Annotated in this window: 15 protein-coding genes; all 15 read right to left on the reverse strand. The window is 53.6% G+C overall.

Translation table 11 applies throughout. The features are described from left to right. Positions 1 to 3: 3 nt before the first annotated feature. Entirely contained in the window at positions 4 to 4,320 is a 4,317-nt protein-coding gene (locus C7459_RS03505) for an RHS repeat-associated core domain-containing protein (protein WP_109686368.1), read from the reverse strand. Next, the gene (locus C7459_RS03510) at positions 4,317 to 4,925 is read right to left on the reverse strand and encodes a hypothetical protein (protein WP_109686370.1); all 609 of its coding nucleotides are present in this window, start codon (positions 4,923 to 4,925) and stop codon (positions 4,317 to 4,319) included. Before C7459_RS03510 ends, C7459_RS03505 begins: the two co-directional genes overlap by 4 nt. Before the next feature lie 184 nt (positions 4,926 to 5,109). After that, positions 5,110 to 5,991, reverse strand: a complete 882-nt coding sequence (locus C7459_RS03515) for an NAD(P)-dependent oxidoreductase (protein ID WP_245884376.1) — start codon at positions 5,989 to 5,991, stop codon at positions 5,110 to 5,112. Positions 5,992 to 6,097: 106 nt separating this feature from the next. Continuing rightward, a complete protein-coding gene (locus C7459_RS03520) occupies positions 6,098 to 6,883 on the reverse strand; it encodes a DUF881 domain-containing protein (RefSeq protein ID WP_109686372.1) in 786 nt (261 codons plus the stop codon). Beyond that, positions 6,880 to 7,455, reverse strand: a complete 576-nt coding sequence (locus tag C7459_RS03525) for an RNA polymerase sigma factor (RefSeq protein WP_109686374.1) — start codon at positions 7,453 to 7,455, stop codon at positions 6,880 to 6,882. The genes C7459_RS03520 and C7459_RS03525 overlap by 4 nt, the downstream gene beginning before the upstream one ends. 184 nt (positions 7,456 to 7,639) lie before the next feature. Continuing rightward, the gene (locus tag C7459_RS03530; protein WP_109686376.1) at positions 7,640 to 7,855 is read right to left on the reverse strand and encodes a ferredoxin; all 216 of its coding nucleotides are present in this window, start codon (positions 7,853 to 7,855) and stop codon (positions 7,640 to 7,642) included. Between the two features lie 235 nt (positions 7,856 to 8,090). After that, positions 8,091 to 8,705 (reverse strand): hypothetical protein, encoded by a 615-nt coding sequence (locus C7459_RS03535; protein WP_109686378.1) that lies wholly within the window; start codon positions 8,703 to 8,705, stop codon positions 8,091 to 8,093. A gap of 107 nt (positions 8,706 to 8,812) precedes the next feature. Beyond that, on the reverse strand, positions 8,813 to 8,983 hold the full coding sequence (locus tag C7459_RS23125) for a hypothetical protein (RefSeq protein WP_170119241.1): 171 nt from the start codon (positions 8,981 to 8,983) through the stop codon (positions 8,813 to 8,815). 92 nt (positions 8,984 to 9,075) lie between these two features. Beyond that, positions 9,076 to 10,482: a zf-HC2 domain-containing protein gene (locus C7459_RS03540; RefSeq protein WP_109686380.1), complete on the reverse strand. Its 1,407-nt coding sequence runs from the start codon at positions 10,480 to 10,482 to the stop codon at positions 9,076 to 9,078. Then, positions 10,479 to 11,012 carry an RNA polymerase sigma factor gene (locus tag C7459_RS03545; protein WP_170119242.1) on the reverse strand — a complete coding sequence of 178 codons (534 nt, stop codon included), beginning with the start codon at positions 11,010 to 11,012 and terminating at the stop codon, positions 10,479 to 10,481. Before C7459_RS03545 ends, C7459_RS03540 begins: the two co-directional genes overlap by 4 nt. Positions 11,013 to 11,146: 134 nt before the next feature. Then, on the reverse strand, positions 11,147 to 11,389 hold the full coding sequence (locus tag C7459_RS03550; protein WP_109686386.1) for a hypothetical protein: 243 nt from the start codon (positions 11,387 to 11,389) through the stop codon (positions 11,147 to 11,149). Next, a complete protein-coding gene (locus C7459_RS03555; RefSeq protein ID WP_109686388.1) occupies positions 11,386 to 11,913 on the reverse strand; it encodes a hypothetical protein in 528 nt (175 codons plus the stop codon). Before C7459_RS03555 ends, C7459_RS03550 begins: the two co-directional genes overlap by 4 nt. 107 nt (positions 11,914 to 12,020) lie before the next feature. Beyond that, positions 12,021 to 12,299 (reverse strand): hypothetical protein, encoded by a 279-nt coding sequence (locus tag C7459_RS03560; protein WP_109686389.1) that lies wholly within the window; start codon positions 12,297 to 12,299, stop codon positions 12,021 to 12,023. 141 nt (positions 12,300 to 12,440) lie between these two features. Then, positions 12,441 to 12,806 (reverse strand): alpha/beta-type small acid-soluble spore protein, encoded by a 366-nt coding sequence (locus tag C7459_RS03565; RefSeq protein WP_109686391.1) that lies wholly within the window; start codon positions 12,804 to 12,806, stop codon positions 12,441 to 12,443. Between the two features lie 66 nt (positions 12,807 to 12,872). Continuing rightward, a complete protein-coding gene (locus tag C7459_RS03570) occupies positions 12,873 to 15,221 on the reverse strand; it encodes a DNA internalization-related competence protein ComEC/Rec2 (protein WP_109686393.1) in 2,349 nt (782 codons plus the stop codon). Positions 15,222 to 15,238 lie beyond the last annotated feature (17 nt).

Consider the following 15,238-nt stretch of genomic DNA (forward strand, 5'->3'; position numbering starts at 1 on the left):
TTCTTACCTCCTGCTAAAATATCCTCTTAATGTCACGGATATTTGTTCGAATGGATTTTCATTTAGATCAATATGAGTATCTTTCTGGTTATTTGTCCATTTACCTAGGTAGTCGGTCCCTGGTTTCCCATTCTTTACAACACGGTAATATGGAACTAGGTTATTTTGATTCGCAGCCATTATCCTCACTTGTAGTGCTTGTTTCCCATCAGGAATCCTTACTTCCCATCCATCTTTGTTAGTTCGTTTAACTTCCCCACCAAATGCCTTTTGGATAGCGTCAGCAATTTTTTTGAGCCAAGCGAGTCCCGATTCCATTTCTTCTTCATAGATGGGCGTATTTTGGGCGATAGGCTCCTCCCTAACCGTCATGTGACCACTAGGATCTATATTGCGTTGCGGATTTTGGCTAGCGTACGCATACAAATTCAAAGTTAGCAATTGCTCTAGATTGCCTTCGAAAGAGTCTTCTGTTATAAATCTACCTTGACTTGGGTCATACCACCTTGCACGGAGGTAGATCAAACCACTCGTTGAATCCGAAAACTCTCCAGTGTAACGGAACGGGTTGTTCAACTGTCCGGTAGCCGTCAGTTGGTTCCCCCAGATGTCGTAAGAGTAGGTATTGAGTTGGGCACCGTTGGCATCTACAAGTCCGACGACATCTCCGTGTCCGTTGTGTTGGTAGTAGGACTTACTCCCCGTTGCATCCTCCCGCAGGACCAGTTGACCATTCACACCACGAATGAAGCGATCCAGCAGAACAGGCGAACCGTTGACTACTTTCGCTTCTGCGATGACCTGTTGTTGGTCGTTGTAATAATAACGGGTTGTGGAACCGTTCTCAGTTCGCTCGTAGAGCAGACCGTCGCCGTCGTACTTATAGGTGACAACTTTGTTATCCGCAGTTGTTACTTTGGTGAGTCGATTCCAGAGGTCGTACTCGTAGGTGTTGGTCGGGATCACCAACGGTTTGTCCGTTTGCAAGCCGGTACGGTTGCTGCGGAAATCGTATTGATAAGCTTCGTTGAATTGAGTCGAGGTCGCTACACGGTTCACCTTGTCGTATGTGAGTTGTGTGGCTGAATTATTTTCTGTGATGCTGTTCTGGTTACCATTGCTATCATAGCCGTACTGGAATAGATTGAGTTGCGAACCGTCTGGCTTTTTCTGTTGCAACGAGGTGAGTTGATTTTTCAAATCGTACTCGTAGGAGGAAACCAAGCCATTACCCTGTGTTGCTTTTTGCACTCGATTCGATTTGGTGTACGCATACGCTACTTCAGTGGGGTTCGTAGCGTTGTCAAACGAAAGTGATTGCAGTCGGTTGCGGGTATCACTGGTGAAGGCAATTTTGCGACCAAATGGATCTACCATCGTCGTGCGGTTGCCTGCCACATCATACGTATACGAGACCGTCTTGCCATCCGGTAGCTGTTCAACCGCGAGCTTATTGTCAGCGGTGTACGCGTACTGCGTAGTACCCGTTTGGTCCTCCATCTTCGAGCGCAGACCTTGGGTGTTGTAGTCGTACTTAACGATGTCAGTACCCGCTACTTTTTTGGTCAGTCGGTTCCTTGTGTCGTACTCAAAGTTGAGGGTTTTGTCGTCTTTGTCGATCTGTTTGATCAAATTGTCATTTCCGTCGTAGAAATACTTGACGGTCTGATTCTGTTCGTCGACCTTTTTGATCAGGCGGTTCAGTTGGTCATACGACTTAGAAATCGTACTTTTGTTCGGGTCGTTGTAGGTGACTTTGGTCAGGTTCCCACGCATGTCGTACTCGTAGGCCGTCTGACTGCCATCTGGGGCTTTAACACCCAAGAGCTTAGACAGCGCGTTGTATTGATACTCGGTTGGGTTGCTCAGACCATCTGTTATTTTTACAATATTGCCTACATTATCGTATGCCACGCTAGAAATAACAAGAGGTCCCGCCGGCTGCACTGATTCCGTTTTGACGACATACCCATCGAAATCGTACGTTTCACGTGTTACATGCCCGTCCTCATCCGTGGTGGTTTTGGTGTTATTCATATCGTCATACTCATATTTGATTTGCGAACTATCGGCATGTGTGACCGTCAAGAGTCGATCGTACAGATCAAACGTCATCGTGTCGGCTTGGTCTTTGGCGTCACGGACCCATCGATTACGACCATAGGCATCGTACTCGAATTGAATATCTCGTTGGTACGTGCTGCCTTCGTAATGGCCGCTTTCCGACTTCCAGCCCAATGGGTTCCACTTGGTGACGTCTCGTTTCACTGTAGCTCCAACGGCATCAAGGATGTCCATTTCTGTGGTGTTCTTCAGATCGTCGTAGAGGACCTTGGTTCCAGTTTTGTCCGGATTGCTGACTTTTGAGATGCGGTTGAGCAGATCATATTCATAGGTGCTTATGTTGCCACGAGCGTCTGTGTACTGTTTTAACTGACCAGTTGGTACATCGTAGACGTAGGCTTCAGAGACCGTCGAAGTTGCTCCATTGACATCCGTTACGTCCGTGCTTTTTTGTGAAAGGAAGCCGCTCTTGTACGTGTAATTCGTTGTGTAGACTTGGGTACCATCAGTAACGTTTTTCTTGATAACATTGCCAGCGGTATCATATTGAAAGTCTTCTTGTTGCAAGAGAGTGCCGCTTTTGTCTTTGACAACTTGTTTTGTCACTGCACTTGTTGCTTGGTCAAGCGTATAGTCCGTCTGTTTGTAAGTTGCAGGTACGTTTGTGTTAGTCGGACTGCCTGTCAGATATTCTGTTTTGGAAACCATCGCGTGATAGATAGGGTTCATATTAAATCCAGCAAAAGCGATGTACTTGTACTCATTATACGTACCATTTGGTAACGTCTCACTGGTAACATAACCATATTCATCATAAGATCGAGTTGTTGTCTTCGGTTTACTTGATACAGATGGGTTCGATTTACTTGTATTGACCTCTTGAATCTGAGTCGGGTCAGGATACTTTTTCGTATCATCGTACACATATGTCGTTGTTTTCACAGAGTCGCCGCGCTCTTCACGTTGCGTAATTTTCTTGAAAAACGGTGTCGCTGGCAGCGAATCCTTTTTGTAGGTGTACGTAGTACTTCGCCCTAAATCATCCTTGACCACCGTGCGGAACGTGCGATCTGTGTACTGTCGGGTGATGTCTCCAAAGTAGGAGAAACTCATATGATTGTAGATTGTCTTGTTGTCGCCATCGCTGACTACGTCCGAGACATCCTTGATGCGATACAAGTCATTGGACGATACGCCGCTCAGCAAGGTTGCCATTTCTGTGTATTGGTATTGCGACACATCCCCTGTAGGGTGTTCAACCGTTGTAATCAAGGCATAAGGACTTAAGATATTGTAACTGGCCCCAAAATAGGACATGTACGTTTGTCTCCATGCGTCCTTCACAGCATACTGGTAACGGGTTTTGACTGTTGGCAGTACTTCCGTTTCTGTCAGCAAGGGGACGGTCTGTGCAGATGTAGGCGATAATTCAACAGCAGTCGGAGTGAAGCGGTAGTACAACGTTCGTGCACCACTTTTCACAACTACTTTTTGAGCGCCATCTGCGTCAGTTCCAGCCGGGATGTAATCGAACGTGATGGAGTTTCCGATATTGTTTTGAATTTTACGAATCGGAGTTCCCCTATTACCTGCTCCAGCAGCAATCGGTGCGAAAGTAAAGCAGTCTAGACCTGTCGTATCATACGTGAAGGTGATGACATTATTAAACGTATCTTTGATTCGGATCAACTGTCCTTCGTTATTGAAAAAGTAAAAGCGTCCTTCCTTCAACATCGTGAGCTTCCGAGTGGTATCGAGATACGAGTTGTCTGTTTCAAACGTTACATCTTTGTATGCACCGCCACTTGAGTAGGTCTCCCCGCTTGGTAAGTGGACATCGTAACCATCTACATACGGCAATTCCCATCTCCAACCGGGACCGAGGAACGAAGTCCGCAGTTGGGATTTGGGCTTGGCAACAAAAGTCCCTCCTTCTTCCACTCCGTCAAATAACTGGGCAGAGTAACTGTCATAGTCTCTTTTCAATTTCAGGTCAAACCCGTTTGCGCCTGGCAACACCAAGTCGTCCTTGGAGATGTACACACTGCCTGTAAGCGTCGAAACATAATCCTTCGAGGCTGGGATGACATACGGTGCTTGCTTGAAGACGTTATTCAGGTTAATTGGAGTTTTGTCAGAGGCTGAGGTCGACGTCAGAGTCGTCGAACCATTGGTATTGGCGGCCATTGCAGTGGGTACCGAGGTCACGGCCAAAACGGTCGCTAACGAGAACGCCAGTATATTTTTTAGTTTCATTGGGCGATCTTCTCCTTGTTCACTTTCAGCAGATTGCCGTACTTATCCCAGATAAACGAGTATTTGAGCGTGTACAGAGCCCGATCTTGTGTGGCTGTGGAGATACGGTTCCGTGAATCATAGGCGTAAGTGACTGGACTACTCGCGATGAGTTTAACTTGATAAGGCGACGAACTAGAATCGGAAAGCTCGCTCCACACTTGCAAATAATACACATTGCCTGCTGTAACTTTGAATGACAACTCCTCCATGATATTGGCGGGCTGGTCGCTCATCGCGATCAAATTCAAGTCTTTGTCATAGACGATCACATCATAATTTTTATTGGTTGCACCTGACATGGCCAAAAAATTCATACCCGTGGTTGTCGGAACGAACTTGTAATAATCGACGTCAGATCCAGACGAGAGATAGGAGGTTACTTTTTGCCCATAGGAAATCGGGTAGGCGGTAGAGCTTGAATCATTTGGCTCATAGGTATCCGGGTATGTCGTGACTGGTGGAACAATGATGTTCTGATTACCTCCTCCACCAATTGCATACGCATAGTTCGGTGTACTACTAAACAACAGAGCAAACAAACTTCCCAACACAAACTTTCTCATCTTTGAATCACCCTTCCTTAGTGAGTGTAAAAAATTCAAAAACTTACACATTGTTAGATTACACTGATTATTCTAGCATAAAACAAATAATTACAACAGTATTTATTTTCAATTTACTGACAAAAAAGAATCCTCCCAAGGGAAGGATTCTTGTACTGAAATATGGAGTTCATAACCTAGCACTTTACTTCAACCCGCTCATCCGCTCCAAGTGAGCCAGCACCGCCATGATATCCTGATCGCCCAACCCGTTCGCTTTGGCCGCCACATAGGTCTGGTGCGCCGCCGATGTCGCTGGGAGCGCGGCTTCCACTTTTTTCGCTTCGTCAAGCGCCAGTCCGAAGTCCTTCTCCATGTGCTTCAGCGAAAACGCCGCCGGGTACTCTCCTGCGAGGATACTCGGGGTCTTGCCGAGCACGATCGGTGCTGCACAGGCGGTCACGCCGATCGCTCTCAGCAGGGTCTCGCGGTCCAGCCCGGCCTTGCTGCCGAGCACCAAGGCTTCCGAGAGTCCCTGTAGCACCACGCCGAGCAGCAGATTGATCGCCAGCTTCGCTTGCGCCCCTTGCCCGCTCTCCCCGAAGTGGAACGACGCTTTGCCGAGCACGTCGAACACCGGCTTGTGCTGCTCATACGCTTGCTCCTCCCCACCGACGAGGATGACCAGCGTGCCCTCCTTCGCCGGGCCAACTGAACCAGACACCGGGGCTTCGAGGAACTTCACCCCGCGCTGCAAAAAGGCCTCCGCCGCAAAACGCACCGGCTCCGGCCCCACGGTGCTCATGTCGATCACCGTCTGCCCAGCACGCACGCCGTGGATCACGCCGCTCTCGCCGTACAGGACCTCCTCCAGCGTCGCACCGTCCGCCACCATCGTGATCACCGTGTCCACCTGTTCCGCCAGTTCTTGCGGGCTGTTGGCGACCTTAGCGCCCTGTTCGACGAACGCCTCCGCCTTGGCACGGGTGCGGTTGTAGACCGTCACGTCAAATCCAGCCTGCAACAGTCTCGTCACCATCGGCTGCCCCATGTTCCCCAATCCGATCCAACCCAATTTCAATGTCATCTATGCTGCCTCCCTCGTGCATTCCGTGAAGTATGTAGGTCTCCATTGTATCACGAATCCCATTGCCGAGAAAAAAAGCCACCTCTCTGGAGAGAGGTGGCTTTGCTTATTTCATCGCGATGCTGACCAGATGCGTGCGTTGGACCTCGATGTCCATTTCCTTCTCGTCCTTCAAGGACATCAGGATCGAAGAGCTCTGGCTCAGCTTCATGTACAATTTGTCGCTGTCACCGATGACTTTGATCGTGAACGGCGACTGAATCCGGCGCTCGCTTACCTCGGTCAAAGAACCTCGCGTGACGATCTCGGTGTATGGTTTGACGAGGATGCCGTTGATCGCGACCACTTGGCCGCCGCTGGTGTAGATCTCTTGGACGAGGCGCAGCAAGTCGTAGTTCGATTCGATCTCGCTCTGCGACGCCCCCTTGCGAATCAGCAGCGATTGCTTGTCGTTGAGCACGATCTCCACACCTTCACCGACAAACTGGCCGTTCGTGTGCGGAATCGTCTGACGCATCAAGCGATCCTCGTTGTCGCCCTTCTTCATCGCAATCTCTTGGGCGATCTGCTGATTGGCGTTGATGCCGCTGATGCTACCCTCGGATGTGGAAGCACTCTGCGGCGTGTCTGGCAACAACAGGAAGGCAAATGCGATCGACAGAGCAGCCCCCGCCAGCGTGGCGGTCAATCGAAGTTTGGGAAACGTGAATCGGAGTTGGCGTTTCCGAACAACCGTCGCTTCCTGACGACGAGCTTCGGCTAACACCCTCGTGAGTAGTTCCTGCTTCAACCCTGCGCGCGGTTGCTTCTGCGGCAAGTTGGCCAACGCATCTTCGAGTGACTGAAGGTCAGCTCTAGACTTCGGCTGTCTCTCTGGGTGACGGAAGTTCATGTACCCACCTCCTTTGACGGTAGTGGGTGGAGAGTTATGGGAAAGGTCGGGTCCGCGGCGAGCAGCGTGCGCAACTTCCGCAAGGCGCGGAAGTGTGTGACTTTGACGCTGGTCTCACTGCACCCCATGATATCGGCGGTTTCCTTGACGGAAAATCCGTGGAGTCCTCGCAACACGATCACCGTGCGGTAGGAATCCTTGATCTGGTCCAGGGCCTGCTGCAGCTTCTGCATCGCTTCCTTCTCTTCCAAGGCGTCCTCCGGCGTACTGCCGGACTCTGGCAATTGCCAGAGCAGTTCGTCCTCGGTGCTGGGCAGCGGCTTTTTGCGCACGATCCAATTGCGGATCGTATTGCGTGCAATCGCGAAAAGCCAGGTGCGCAGCTCCGAATCCCCACGAAAGTTCGCCAAACCGCGATAGGCTTTGACAAAGACTTCCTGTGTGAGGTCCTCTGCGTCCTGCGAACGTGAGATCGAGTAAGCGACGAAGTTGTACACGTCTTGGAAATAGCGGTCGTATAGATCGTGAAACGAATCCTCTAGCGCTCTGGAGCGATCCTCCGGTTCAAGCATCAGCACTCACTCCCCCAGAAGCCAGTTCCCCATCTCCACACCGTTATCGTCAAAATAGACACCGAGGTGGTTTAACGGTTACACCTGACGTTCAAAAAATGTATATCAGAAATATTCGCGGAATTGTTCGTATGAAAAAACCGCCGGAGCCCGGCGGTTTCGGTGTAAGATGAAGTTTGTAAGATTAGTCTTCCCAACGAACGGATTCAGTCGGGCAACCGTCTTTTGCATCTTGTGCATCGGACAGGAACTCTTCCGGAACTTCAACGAAGCCTTCGAGGCCGCCTTCGAGCTTGACGAACGCGTAACCATCGTCGTCAGATTCGTACACATCCGGGCAGGTGCTGTAGCAAGCGCCACATGCGATACAGGTATCTTTGTCAACCCAAGTCTTTGCCATTTTAAATACCACTCCTTCAATGTCTTCTGAGAGAGATTATAAAACATCTCCCTAGATTCTGCAAGGAATCCACGCAGAAAATCTCCTGACCTCGTAGATCGAAAAAGGTCAGGAGTCAAACATATGAAGGTATTGGGAAAGCATACTAGTATTTTCGCGATTTTCGACCGTTACTATACATTTGCCTTTAGTTTATCACAAGTTCGCGCAAATGAGAATCGGTCTCACTACTTTTTTAGAGATTTTCTGCTTTCCACGCGTTCAATCGGTAGCTGCCGTCCTTGAGCACTTCCACTTCATACGTCGCGACATTCGGCCCGTTCAGCACGTCGTCCGGGTGCTTCTGCGTAATCGTCCACGCGAATTTGTTTTTGCGGGCGAACACCGCCTCCAGCCGCGGATCATAGGCACCTGGGTAGCCATCTGTCGCAAGGATCGTGACATACGCGCTGCCCGATGTGGCGTGCTCTTGGTAAAACTGCTGGGTGAGCACACGGGCGAGGTCGATGGAGTAGCCTTTTTTGCGAAGTTGCTCGCTGACTTGCGCGAGGGTGGAGACGCCTGTGACATGTTGTTCGGCATCGGTCGGCAACACGTAGCCCTGCGGGTGGGTCATGCGGTTGAGTTTTTCCTTGATCTCCGCTTGGATCTCGTCGTCCGACTTGGGAGTCGGGGTCGGGTTCTCGATCGGCTTGTCAGACTCTGTGGGGAGCTTGGTGGCGTTTGAAGGTGTCTGTGGGGTGGATTTGTTCGGTACAGGTTTCGCGGTCTGCTCAGAACAGCCAACGAGCGCTAGACTGAGGCTGGCGAGCAGGGCCAGAGTCAGCCAGAGCGGTTTGATCGTGCGCATGTGTAGTTCCCCCTCTCCCTGCTATCCATATGCAGGACGAGCGGGTTTTAGGAGACGAGCAAAAAAGAGACCTCGGCCAAGTGCGCGGTCTCTTTTTTCGAGTCAACTTAGTTGTGAATCTGCAGGCGTTTGATCGTCTGCCACTGGTCGAAGTTGTGCTTGCCGCCAACTCCCCCAGCGTTCTTGCCCGGCTCACCTTGACCGTCAGCAGCAAGTACCGGAGCGGTGAGCAGGGACAGTGTGAGGAGCGTGGCGAGCAACAGGCGTGTTTTTTTCATGGTGCATTCCTCCGTGTCGATAATGATTGTAGTATGCGACAGGTATGGGGAATTCATCCATGCAAAAAAGGAGCCACACGCGTGGGCTCCTTTTAATGGCGGACGATCGGCTTGCCGTCGAGCGACCAGCTAAAGTCCTGATTGAGTTTCAAACGGAACGTGTAGGCGAAATAGGCTTGGCGCGGACCCGCCTCGGTGTTGAGGATCAAGTCTGCTCCGACGACCGTGCGGTTCATCAACAAGTTCTCCTCGACATGCAGCGATACGATCGTGAATTGCCGCTCCTGTGTCATCTGGTTGAAGTACTCGATGATCGGCTTGTCGGTCGGCTCAAGGCTTTGCAACGACAATTCACGGGAGATCTGTACCGGTTGCCAGATGCCGTTGGCACCCGCCTCGAACGGTTGCATCAGACGAACGCGGTACGTCTGCCCGCCTTGGACGACATCGACACGGTCTGGATGTGTCGTCTCGTGTACGCTCGAGATCGCAGCGAACCCGATCTCGGTGAGCACATGTTGAACGACCTGCGTCGGGATCGTGCCCCAACGCGCAGACGGATTGCCGAGCCGCACTTGGTCTTGCAGGTGTTCATCCAACTCAGACGGAACATGATCGATCGTCCCGACGATCATCGGCAACGGCGGTTGCTCCGCAGCCAGCGCTCCAGCGGTTTGCCCATAGAAGCGATCGCGGTCCTTGAGCGCCGGCACGATGCCCTGTCCTCCATGTTCCTGCGACGGGCCGACGGCGACGATCGTGCCTGTGCCTCCGTGCGGTGACCCCGATGAAGCGGGCGTCTCGGTTTCCGGCTTGCTGGTCGTCGGCTTGCTGTTTGAAGCAGTGCCCGTCGTCGTGGTGGTGTCAGCGCTGATGGGAGGTTTCGAATTGACCGTGGCGGGGTTCGAACTGCCCGTGGTCGGTTGTGTGCTGCTTCCGGCAAGCGAGCTTGCGACCTTCGTGCCAGCTGGCTGCTTGGGCTCCGTCGAGGGGGTCTTTTGGTTCTCGACGTTCGCGGTCGGCGCGTCAGCAGGTTTTGTCGAAGAATCTGGCGTGGTCGGCGGGCGGTGCTCGTCGCCTAATGCGACGACAGGCGCAGGCGTGTCGGTCGTGGTGTCGGGCTGAGCCGTATGTGTCGCCGTTCCACTGGGGAGGAAGTTATAGGTAAAGCCGATGGCGAGGACGACGGCGGCGGCAACGGACAGGCCTTGCCACCATCCCGAAGGGATGCGTCGGCGGCCTTTTTTCTGCAACGGGGTCGGTGGCGACTGCGGACGCAAAAGTTCGTCAAAGTCGAACTCCATCTGCGACACGAAGCTGCGGTCCGGCAGCACCGCTTTCATGCTCATCAAGCCTTCGCTCAACTGATGGTACTCTTGCCGCTCGGTGCGGCAGGCCGCACAGCTGGCGATATGTTGATCCAGCCACGCCGTCTCTTCAGCAGACAGGTCACCGTCCAGTTCGCGCTGGATGAATTCACGGTAGCTGTCATGGGTCACACTTCCTCACCTCCGGTGAACAAAGTTCGCAATTTTTCCCGACCGCGGAACAGTCGGGTCTTCACTTGGGCCTCTGTGAGTTGCAACGTATCGGCAATCTCTTGGTAGGACAAGTCATGTATGTGGCGCAACACCAGCACTTCGCGGTAATTTTCAGGCAGGGCCGCGATCGCTTGGTGCAGGTTTTCCTCGGTCATCTTGGTCTCCACTTGCTTCTCTACCGACATGCCATCTGCCGGCAACGTCTCGTTCAATTCGACGAACTGCGCCTTTTTTTTGCGCGCTTGCTCGCGAACGGTGTTGACGACGACACGGTGAACCCAGCCACGCAACGAACCTTGCCCTTGGTACTGGCTCAGGGAACGGCAGACTTTCCACAAACAATCCTGTGTCACGTCTTCGGCATCCATTTTCTTGCCTGTCATATAATAGGCCGTCTGGTAGATGAACGGTTCGATCGTGCGCAAAAAATTCGAGAGTTTTTCCTTGCTCTCCAAAGCCTCTGCTACGATCTCTAAGTCCTGCTGCATCCCCGTTCTTCCCTCCCTTACTAAACGATGCCAACAGGCACTAAAAAGTTGCACCTGTCGCGCAAAAAAATCTGTTCTTCCCATCATACCAGAACCGAATCTCTTGTGACCGTTCCGTGAAAAAAAACCCCGGCCTATGGAGCGCCGGGGTTTTGTTCGTCGTTGAGGTGTTCGCGCAGGATGTTGTCGATCATCCGGTCTTCCTCCTGAACGGGGTCATAGGCGGCGGGAATGATCACTTCCCACCGCGGGGTCAAGGCGCGACGAACTTTTTGGCCAGGGGTCAGGTTGGTGTCGATCGGCTGCATGTGGAACAGTTCATCGAGCGCCTGCTGGTCCAGTCCTTGTGATGACGGAAGCGGTCGACGCTCGGTCATTCCTGCGGCCACGTGACGAGATCTGCCTCATGCTCGTCTCGCCCGCCCACGCCCTCCATCGTGCCGCTGCGCTCGTACCCGCCGACTTCCATCAGGCGGACCAGCGCATCCGCCATGTCGTGCGTCGCGGAGTTCGGGTTGTCGTACGGATGTTCCAGCGGTGCGGTGATCATGCCTTTTATCACGTAGGTTTCCTGTCCAACTTCGCCCACGGGCGTGAGCAACATCACCGTTCGCGCGCCACCGCCGACCGATTTTACATTCTCGGTGATTTCTTCGTCCGTGCGCTTGTTGATGTTCGGGATATGGATCATGTAGCCGATTTGAAGCTGGCCGTCGACTTGATCGACCACCAGATCACACCACGGGCTGTCGTCGTCGGTCAGATCGAGCCGGCTGTGGATCAACGTCGACAGATCCCCAGATACGGAGCCAACCGGCTGTTCAAAGCGTGTGCGAACGACGGTCACAGGCGCAACCTCGTCCATGATATCAATCAGGTGTTTGACCCAAGTTTCGTACATAAGTCAAATCCCCCTCCCTTTTCACGCAAGATATACTCCTACAAGAGAGTATCCGTCGCGCAATGCTCCGCTATACAGGGGAACGGGGAGGGGGATTATGGTTTGGTTTATTGCTGGTTGTTGATGACAAGTTTGAGGTGCTCCTTGCGCAGACGCTTCTCGGTGTCTCGCGGGCGGCTTAACAGGCTTTCCGCTCGTCCGAGCAACAGCTCGCGAGCGGCATCTAAGTGTTCGACCGCTTGGGTTAAATCGATAAAGGAACGAACAAATTCACTTGTTTGAAGCTTCAGAATTTCGTTTGGATGTTCAGATACTTGCTTTGCCAATTCGTAGATCTTGGCAATCAGTTGATCGACGGGTTCTTTTTGCTCTGCTGTTTTTTTCATATCCCCATGACCCTCTCCCACTGATGTATATCACCTAGCGTACAGTGGAGGGCGGGCGCGAAGCAACGCACATTTTCTACCATCATAATGAAACGAGGACAGCGCGGGAGGCGCTGTCCTCGTTTTTGTACCGTGAAAACGTCAGTGCAGTTGCTGTTGTTGCTGCCCCCCATTTGGATACGCTTGCAGGCCGCCGATCTGATCGAGGTACGCCTGTGCCGCGATCACGGAGTCCTGCGCGGCTTGGATCTCGTTGGGCTGAGCACCTGGTTGCGCCTCCACGGCCTGCAAAACTTGCGGGCTTTGCATCATCGCGCTCTCTGCAAACTCGATCATTTTCCGCACCATCACGCCGCCGACATAGCCGTTCATTCGGGATGGCAACATCCCTTTGTCCACTTGGTCGTAGTTCGGAATCCCCAGTTCGGCAGCGACTTCTGTCTTCAGCTGATCCAACGCATTGCGAGCACCGGGCACTTCGGCGCGGTTGCGGCGGTTGTTCGGCATCCGTCATCTCCTCCTGTCGAGTTGGAGTTCCTGCACACCTAACCTCATGGCAGGGTGGTACAACCACTAGTATCCCCGTTCCAACCAGGAGTAGATGTCCAGATATTGCCCGTCCGTGGTGCAGACGATCGCGCCTTGGGCATCGGTGCGCCAGAGTGTGGCGTGTGCTTGGCCCAAGCGTTGGAGTGTGGCGGGGGCCGGATGTCCGTAGTGGTTGTGCGCACCGGCGGAGACGACCGCATGCGTGGGGGTGGTCTGGCGCAGGAACGGAAGCGTCGTGGAGTAGGCGCTACCGTGGTGCGCGACTTTCAGGACGTCGATGTGGCGGGAAGCAGGTTTCGAGGCAGGGGTGTCCCTCCTGTCGTCGATCAAATGTAGGGGAAGGCTGGGTTCCTCGTCCCCTTCAAAGTCTCCCGTAAAAAGGAAGCTCTTCGTCAAGTACGTCAGGGTGAAAACGATGCAGTTGGCATTTGTATCAGAGCGGGTGTTGTGAAAGGGGTTGACCGGTGGGTTGAGGATCGTGACTTGTAGATCGGTCTCAGGTGTCCATGACTGTCCGGCGTGGACTTGAGTGATCGGGATCTGCTTTTGTCGAGCGGTGCTGAGCAGGTCTTGGTAGAAGGGCTTTTCGGTGGTGAGATCGGAGACGAGGATGTGGTGGACGCGGACGTTTTGCAGGACGGCGGCGAGACCTCGGATGTGGTCTTCGTCGGCGTGGGTCATCACGAGAGTATCGATCTCGTCGATCCCCCTCGCCGCCAGCGCCGGGAGGACGATGCGCTCCCCAATGTCATACTCGCTGTGTTGAAATTGCGGGATGCCGCCCCCATCGACGAGCCAGACGTGGTGATGTGGCATCTCGATCAGGATCGAGTCGCCCTGCCCGACATCGAGAAATGTGACGCGCAAGTCCTGCGGGGCGAAAAAGCGCCAGAGGGCGCCGATCGAGAGCGCGCAGGCGATGGCGAGCAGCGCAACTTGTCGAGTACGGTGAGCGAGAACGTACCACCCGGTGCCGACTCGACGCAGTGCGACTAGCAGCCATCCCCCGTAGTACAGCCACAGCCACGCTATTGCTGGAGCCTGATAGTGGCGCACCAACCAGCCGGCGTTCCCGACAGCGGTCAACGGCTGGACGAGCAAGTCGAGTGCCCACGACACGATCTGCGCAGGCAAGGTTGCCAAAGCGGGGTGGAGCAAACCGAGCAAGATGCTGAGCACGGCGGCAGGTGTGAGAAAGGCGATCAACGGGAGGATGTAGAGGTTGGCAAGCAAGGAGAGCGGTGTGAACACAGGGGAGATCGTCAGTACAAGCGGGGTGGAGATCAGTTCGGAGAGGAAGGTCAGGAGCAGAGCTTTCAGGAGTGTGTTGCGCGCTTCGAGGTACGGGGCGGCGATGAGCAAGGCCAGCGTGAGCAGGAAAGTCAGTTGGAAGCCGATGTTGGTCAGCAGAAACGGATCGAGTGTGAGCAGGATTCCAGCAGCCAGCGCCCAAGCGGTGAGCGGGTCGGGATCGCGTGCGAGGATGCGGCTGAGACACCAGAGCAGGCTCATGGTACAAGCGCGCGTCACGGAGGCACCACCGCCTGCGAGACCGCCGTAGAGCAAGATGACGACGATGGCGAGGCTGTAGCGTTTCGGGGTCGTGAGCCCGAATTTTTTCAACAGGGCGAGCAAGGGCAGGATCAGCAACGAGACGTTAGCACCGGAGACAGCGAGGATGTGGATGATGCCGAGTTCGCGAAATGTTGCCTTCACTTCAGGATCAAGCCCCTCCTCCACACCGAGCACGATTCCCGAGATGAGAGCGACTTGGTCAGGTCTGTAGGCGTTGCGGACGACCGCCAACAGCCGATGGCGCAACGGGTAGAGCAAGCGAGCTTGTATCCCACGGTCGTCGTGCCCGATCACGTGGAGGCTATCTGGGGCGATGGAATAGTTCACGCCTTGGCGTGTGTAGTACGTCCATGCATCGAAGCCACCGGGATTTCGGGCGTGTGCCGGTCTTTCCAGTCGAGCTTGGAGTTCCAGCAGGTCTCCGTGATGTAGCGTGGTGGGCGTCTTCAGACGAACCACCGCTTTTTCCCCGACGGGGTGGCCTTGGAGTGCGGTCAATTGGATCGTGAACCGCGTGGGGGTTGGGTCGTCGAGTACCTGACCACGGAGTGTAACAGACTGCCCTACATAGGCTTCAAGCGTTGGCTGGTTGTACCACTGATGCACGTCTACGGTGAAGACGCCCACGAAACAGGCGGTGAGCAGCAACCCGACTCTCGGAAGTTGCCTGTAGACGAGGAGCGTCAGGACGACAGGTAGTAGCAACCACGCCGGATGCCAAGCGGCAGGCACCCAATGGCCTGCATAGATGCCCGTGACAAAAAAAACCACAGCGAACAGGATCAGACGGGGGGTCATGAGAGAAAGCCTCACTT

Origin of the sequence: Tumebacillus permanentifrigoris, from assembly GCF_003148565.1 — a bacterium.
In the GTDB taxonomy this organism is placed as follows: Bacteria; Bacillota; Bacilli; order Tumebacillales; family Tumebacillaceae; genus Tumebacillus; species Tumebacillus permanentifrigoris.

What these genes read in the sequence shown, in the direction of transcription:
- C7459_RS03505 (WP_109686368.1), bottom strand. Translation starts at nt 4,320, where the DNA reads ATGAAACTAAAAAATATACTGGCGTTCTCGTTAGCGACCGTTTTGGCC.
- C7459_RS03510 (WP_109686370.1), bottom strand. Translation starts at nt 4,925, where the DNA reads ATGAGAAAGTTTGTGTTGGGAAGTTTGTTTGCTCTGTTGTTTAGTAGT.
- C7459_RS03515 (WP_245884376.1), bottom strand. Translation starts at nt 5,991, where the DNA reads ATGACATTGAAATTGGGTTGGATCGGATTGGGGAACATGGGGCAGCCG.
- C7459_RS03520 (WP_109686372.1), bottom strand. Translation starts at nt 6,883, where the DNA reads ATGAACTTCCGTCACCCAGAGAGACAGCCGAAGTCTAGAGCTGACCTT.
- C7459_RS03525 (WP_109686374.1), bottom strand. Translation starts at nt 7,455, where the DNA reads ATGCTTGAACCGGAGGATCGCTCCAGAGCGCTAGAGGATTCGTTTCAC.
- C7459_RS03530 (WP_109686376.1), bottom strand. Translation starts at nt 7,855, where the DNA reads ATGGCAAAGACTTGGGTTGACAAAGATACCTGTATCGCATGTGGCGCT.
- C7459_RS03535 (WP_109686378.1), bottom strand. Translation starts at nt 8,705, where the DNA reads ATGCGCACGATCAAACCGCTCTGGCTGACTCTGGCCCTGCTCGCCAGC.
- C7459_RS23125 (WP_170119241.1), bottom strand. Translation starts at nt 8,983, where the DNA reads ATGAAAAAAACACGCCTGTTGCTCGCCACGCTCCTCACACTGTCCCTG.
- C7459_RS03545 (WP_170119242.1), bottom strand. Translation starts at nt 11,012, where the DNA reads ATGCAGCAGGACTTAGAGATCGTAGCAGAGGCTTTGGAGAGCAAGGAA.
- C7459_RS03550 (WP_109686386.1), bottom strand. Translation starts at nt 11,389, where the DNA reads ATGACCGAGCGTCGACCGCTTCCGTCATCACAAGGACTGGACCAGCAG.
- C7459_RS03555 (WP_109686388.1), bottom strand. Translation starts at nt 11,913, where the DNA reads ATGTACGAAACTTGGGTCAAACACCTGATTGATATCATGGACGAGGTT.
- C7459_RS03560 (WP_109686389.1), bottom strand. Translation starts at nt 12,299, where the DNA reads ATGAAAAAAACAGCAGAGCAAAAAGAACCCGTCGATCAACTGATTGCC.
- C7459_RS03565 (WP_109686391.1), bottom strand. Translation starts at nt 12,806, where the DNA reads ATGCCGAACAACCGCCGCAACCGCGCCGAAGTGCCCGGTGCTCGCAAT.
- C7459_RS03570 (WP_109686393.1), bottom strand. Translation starts at nt 15,221, where the DNA reads ATGACCCCCCGTCTGATCCTGTTCGCTGTGGTTTTTTTTGTCACGGGC.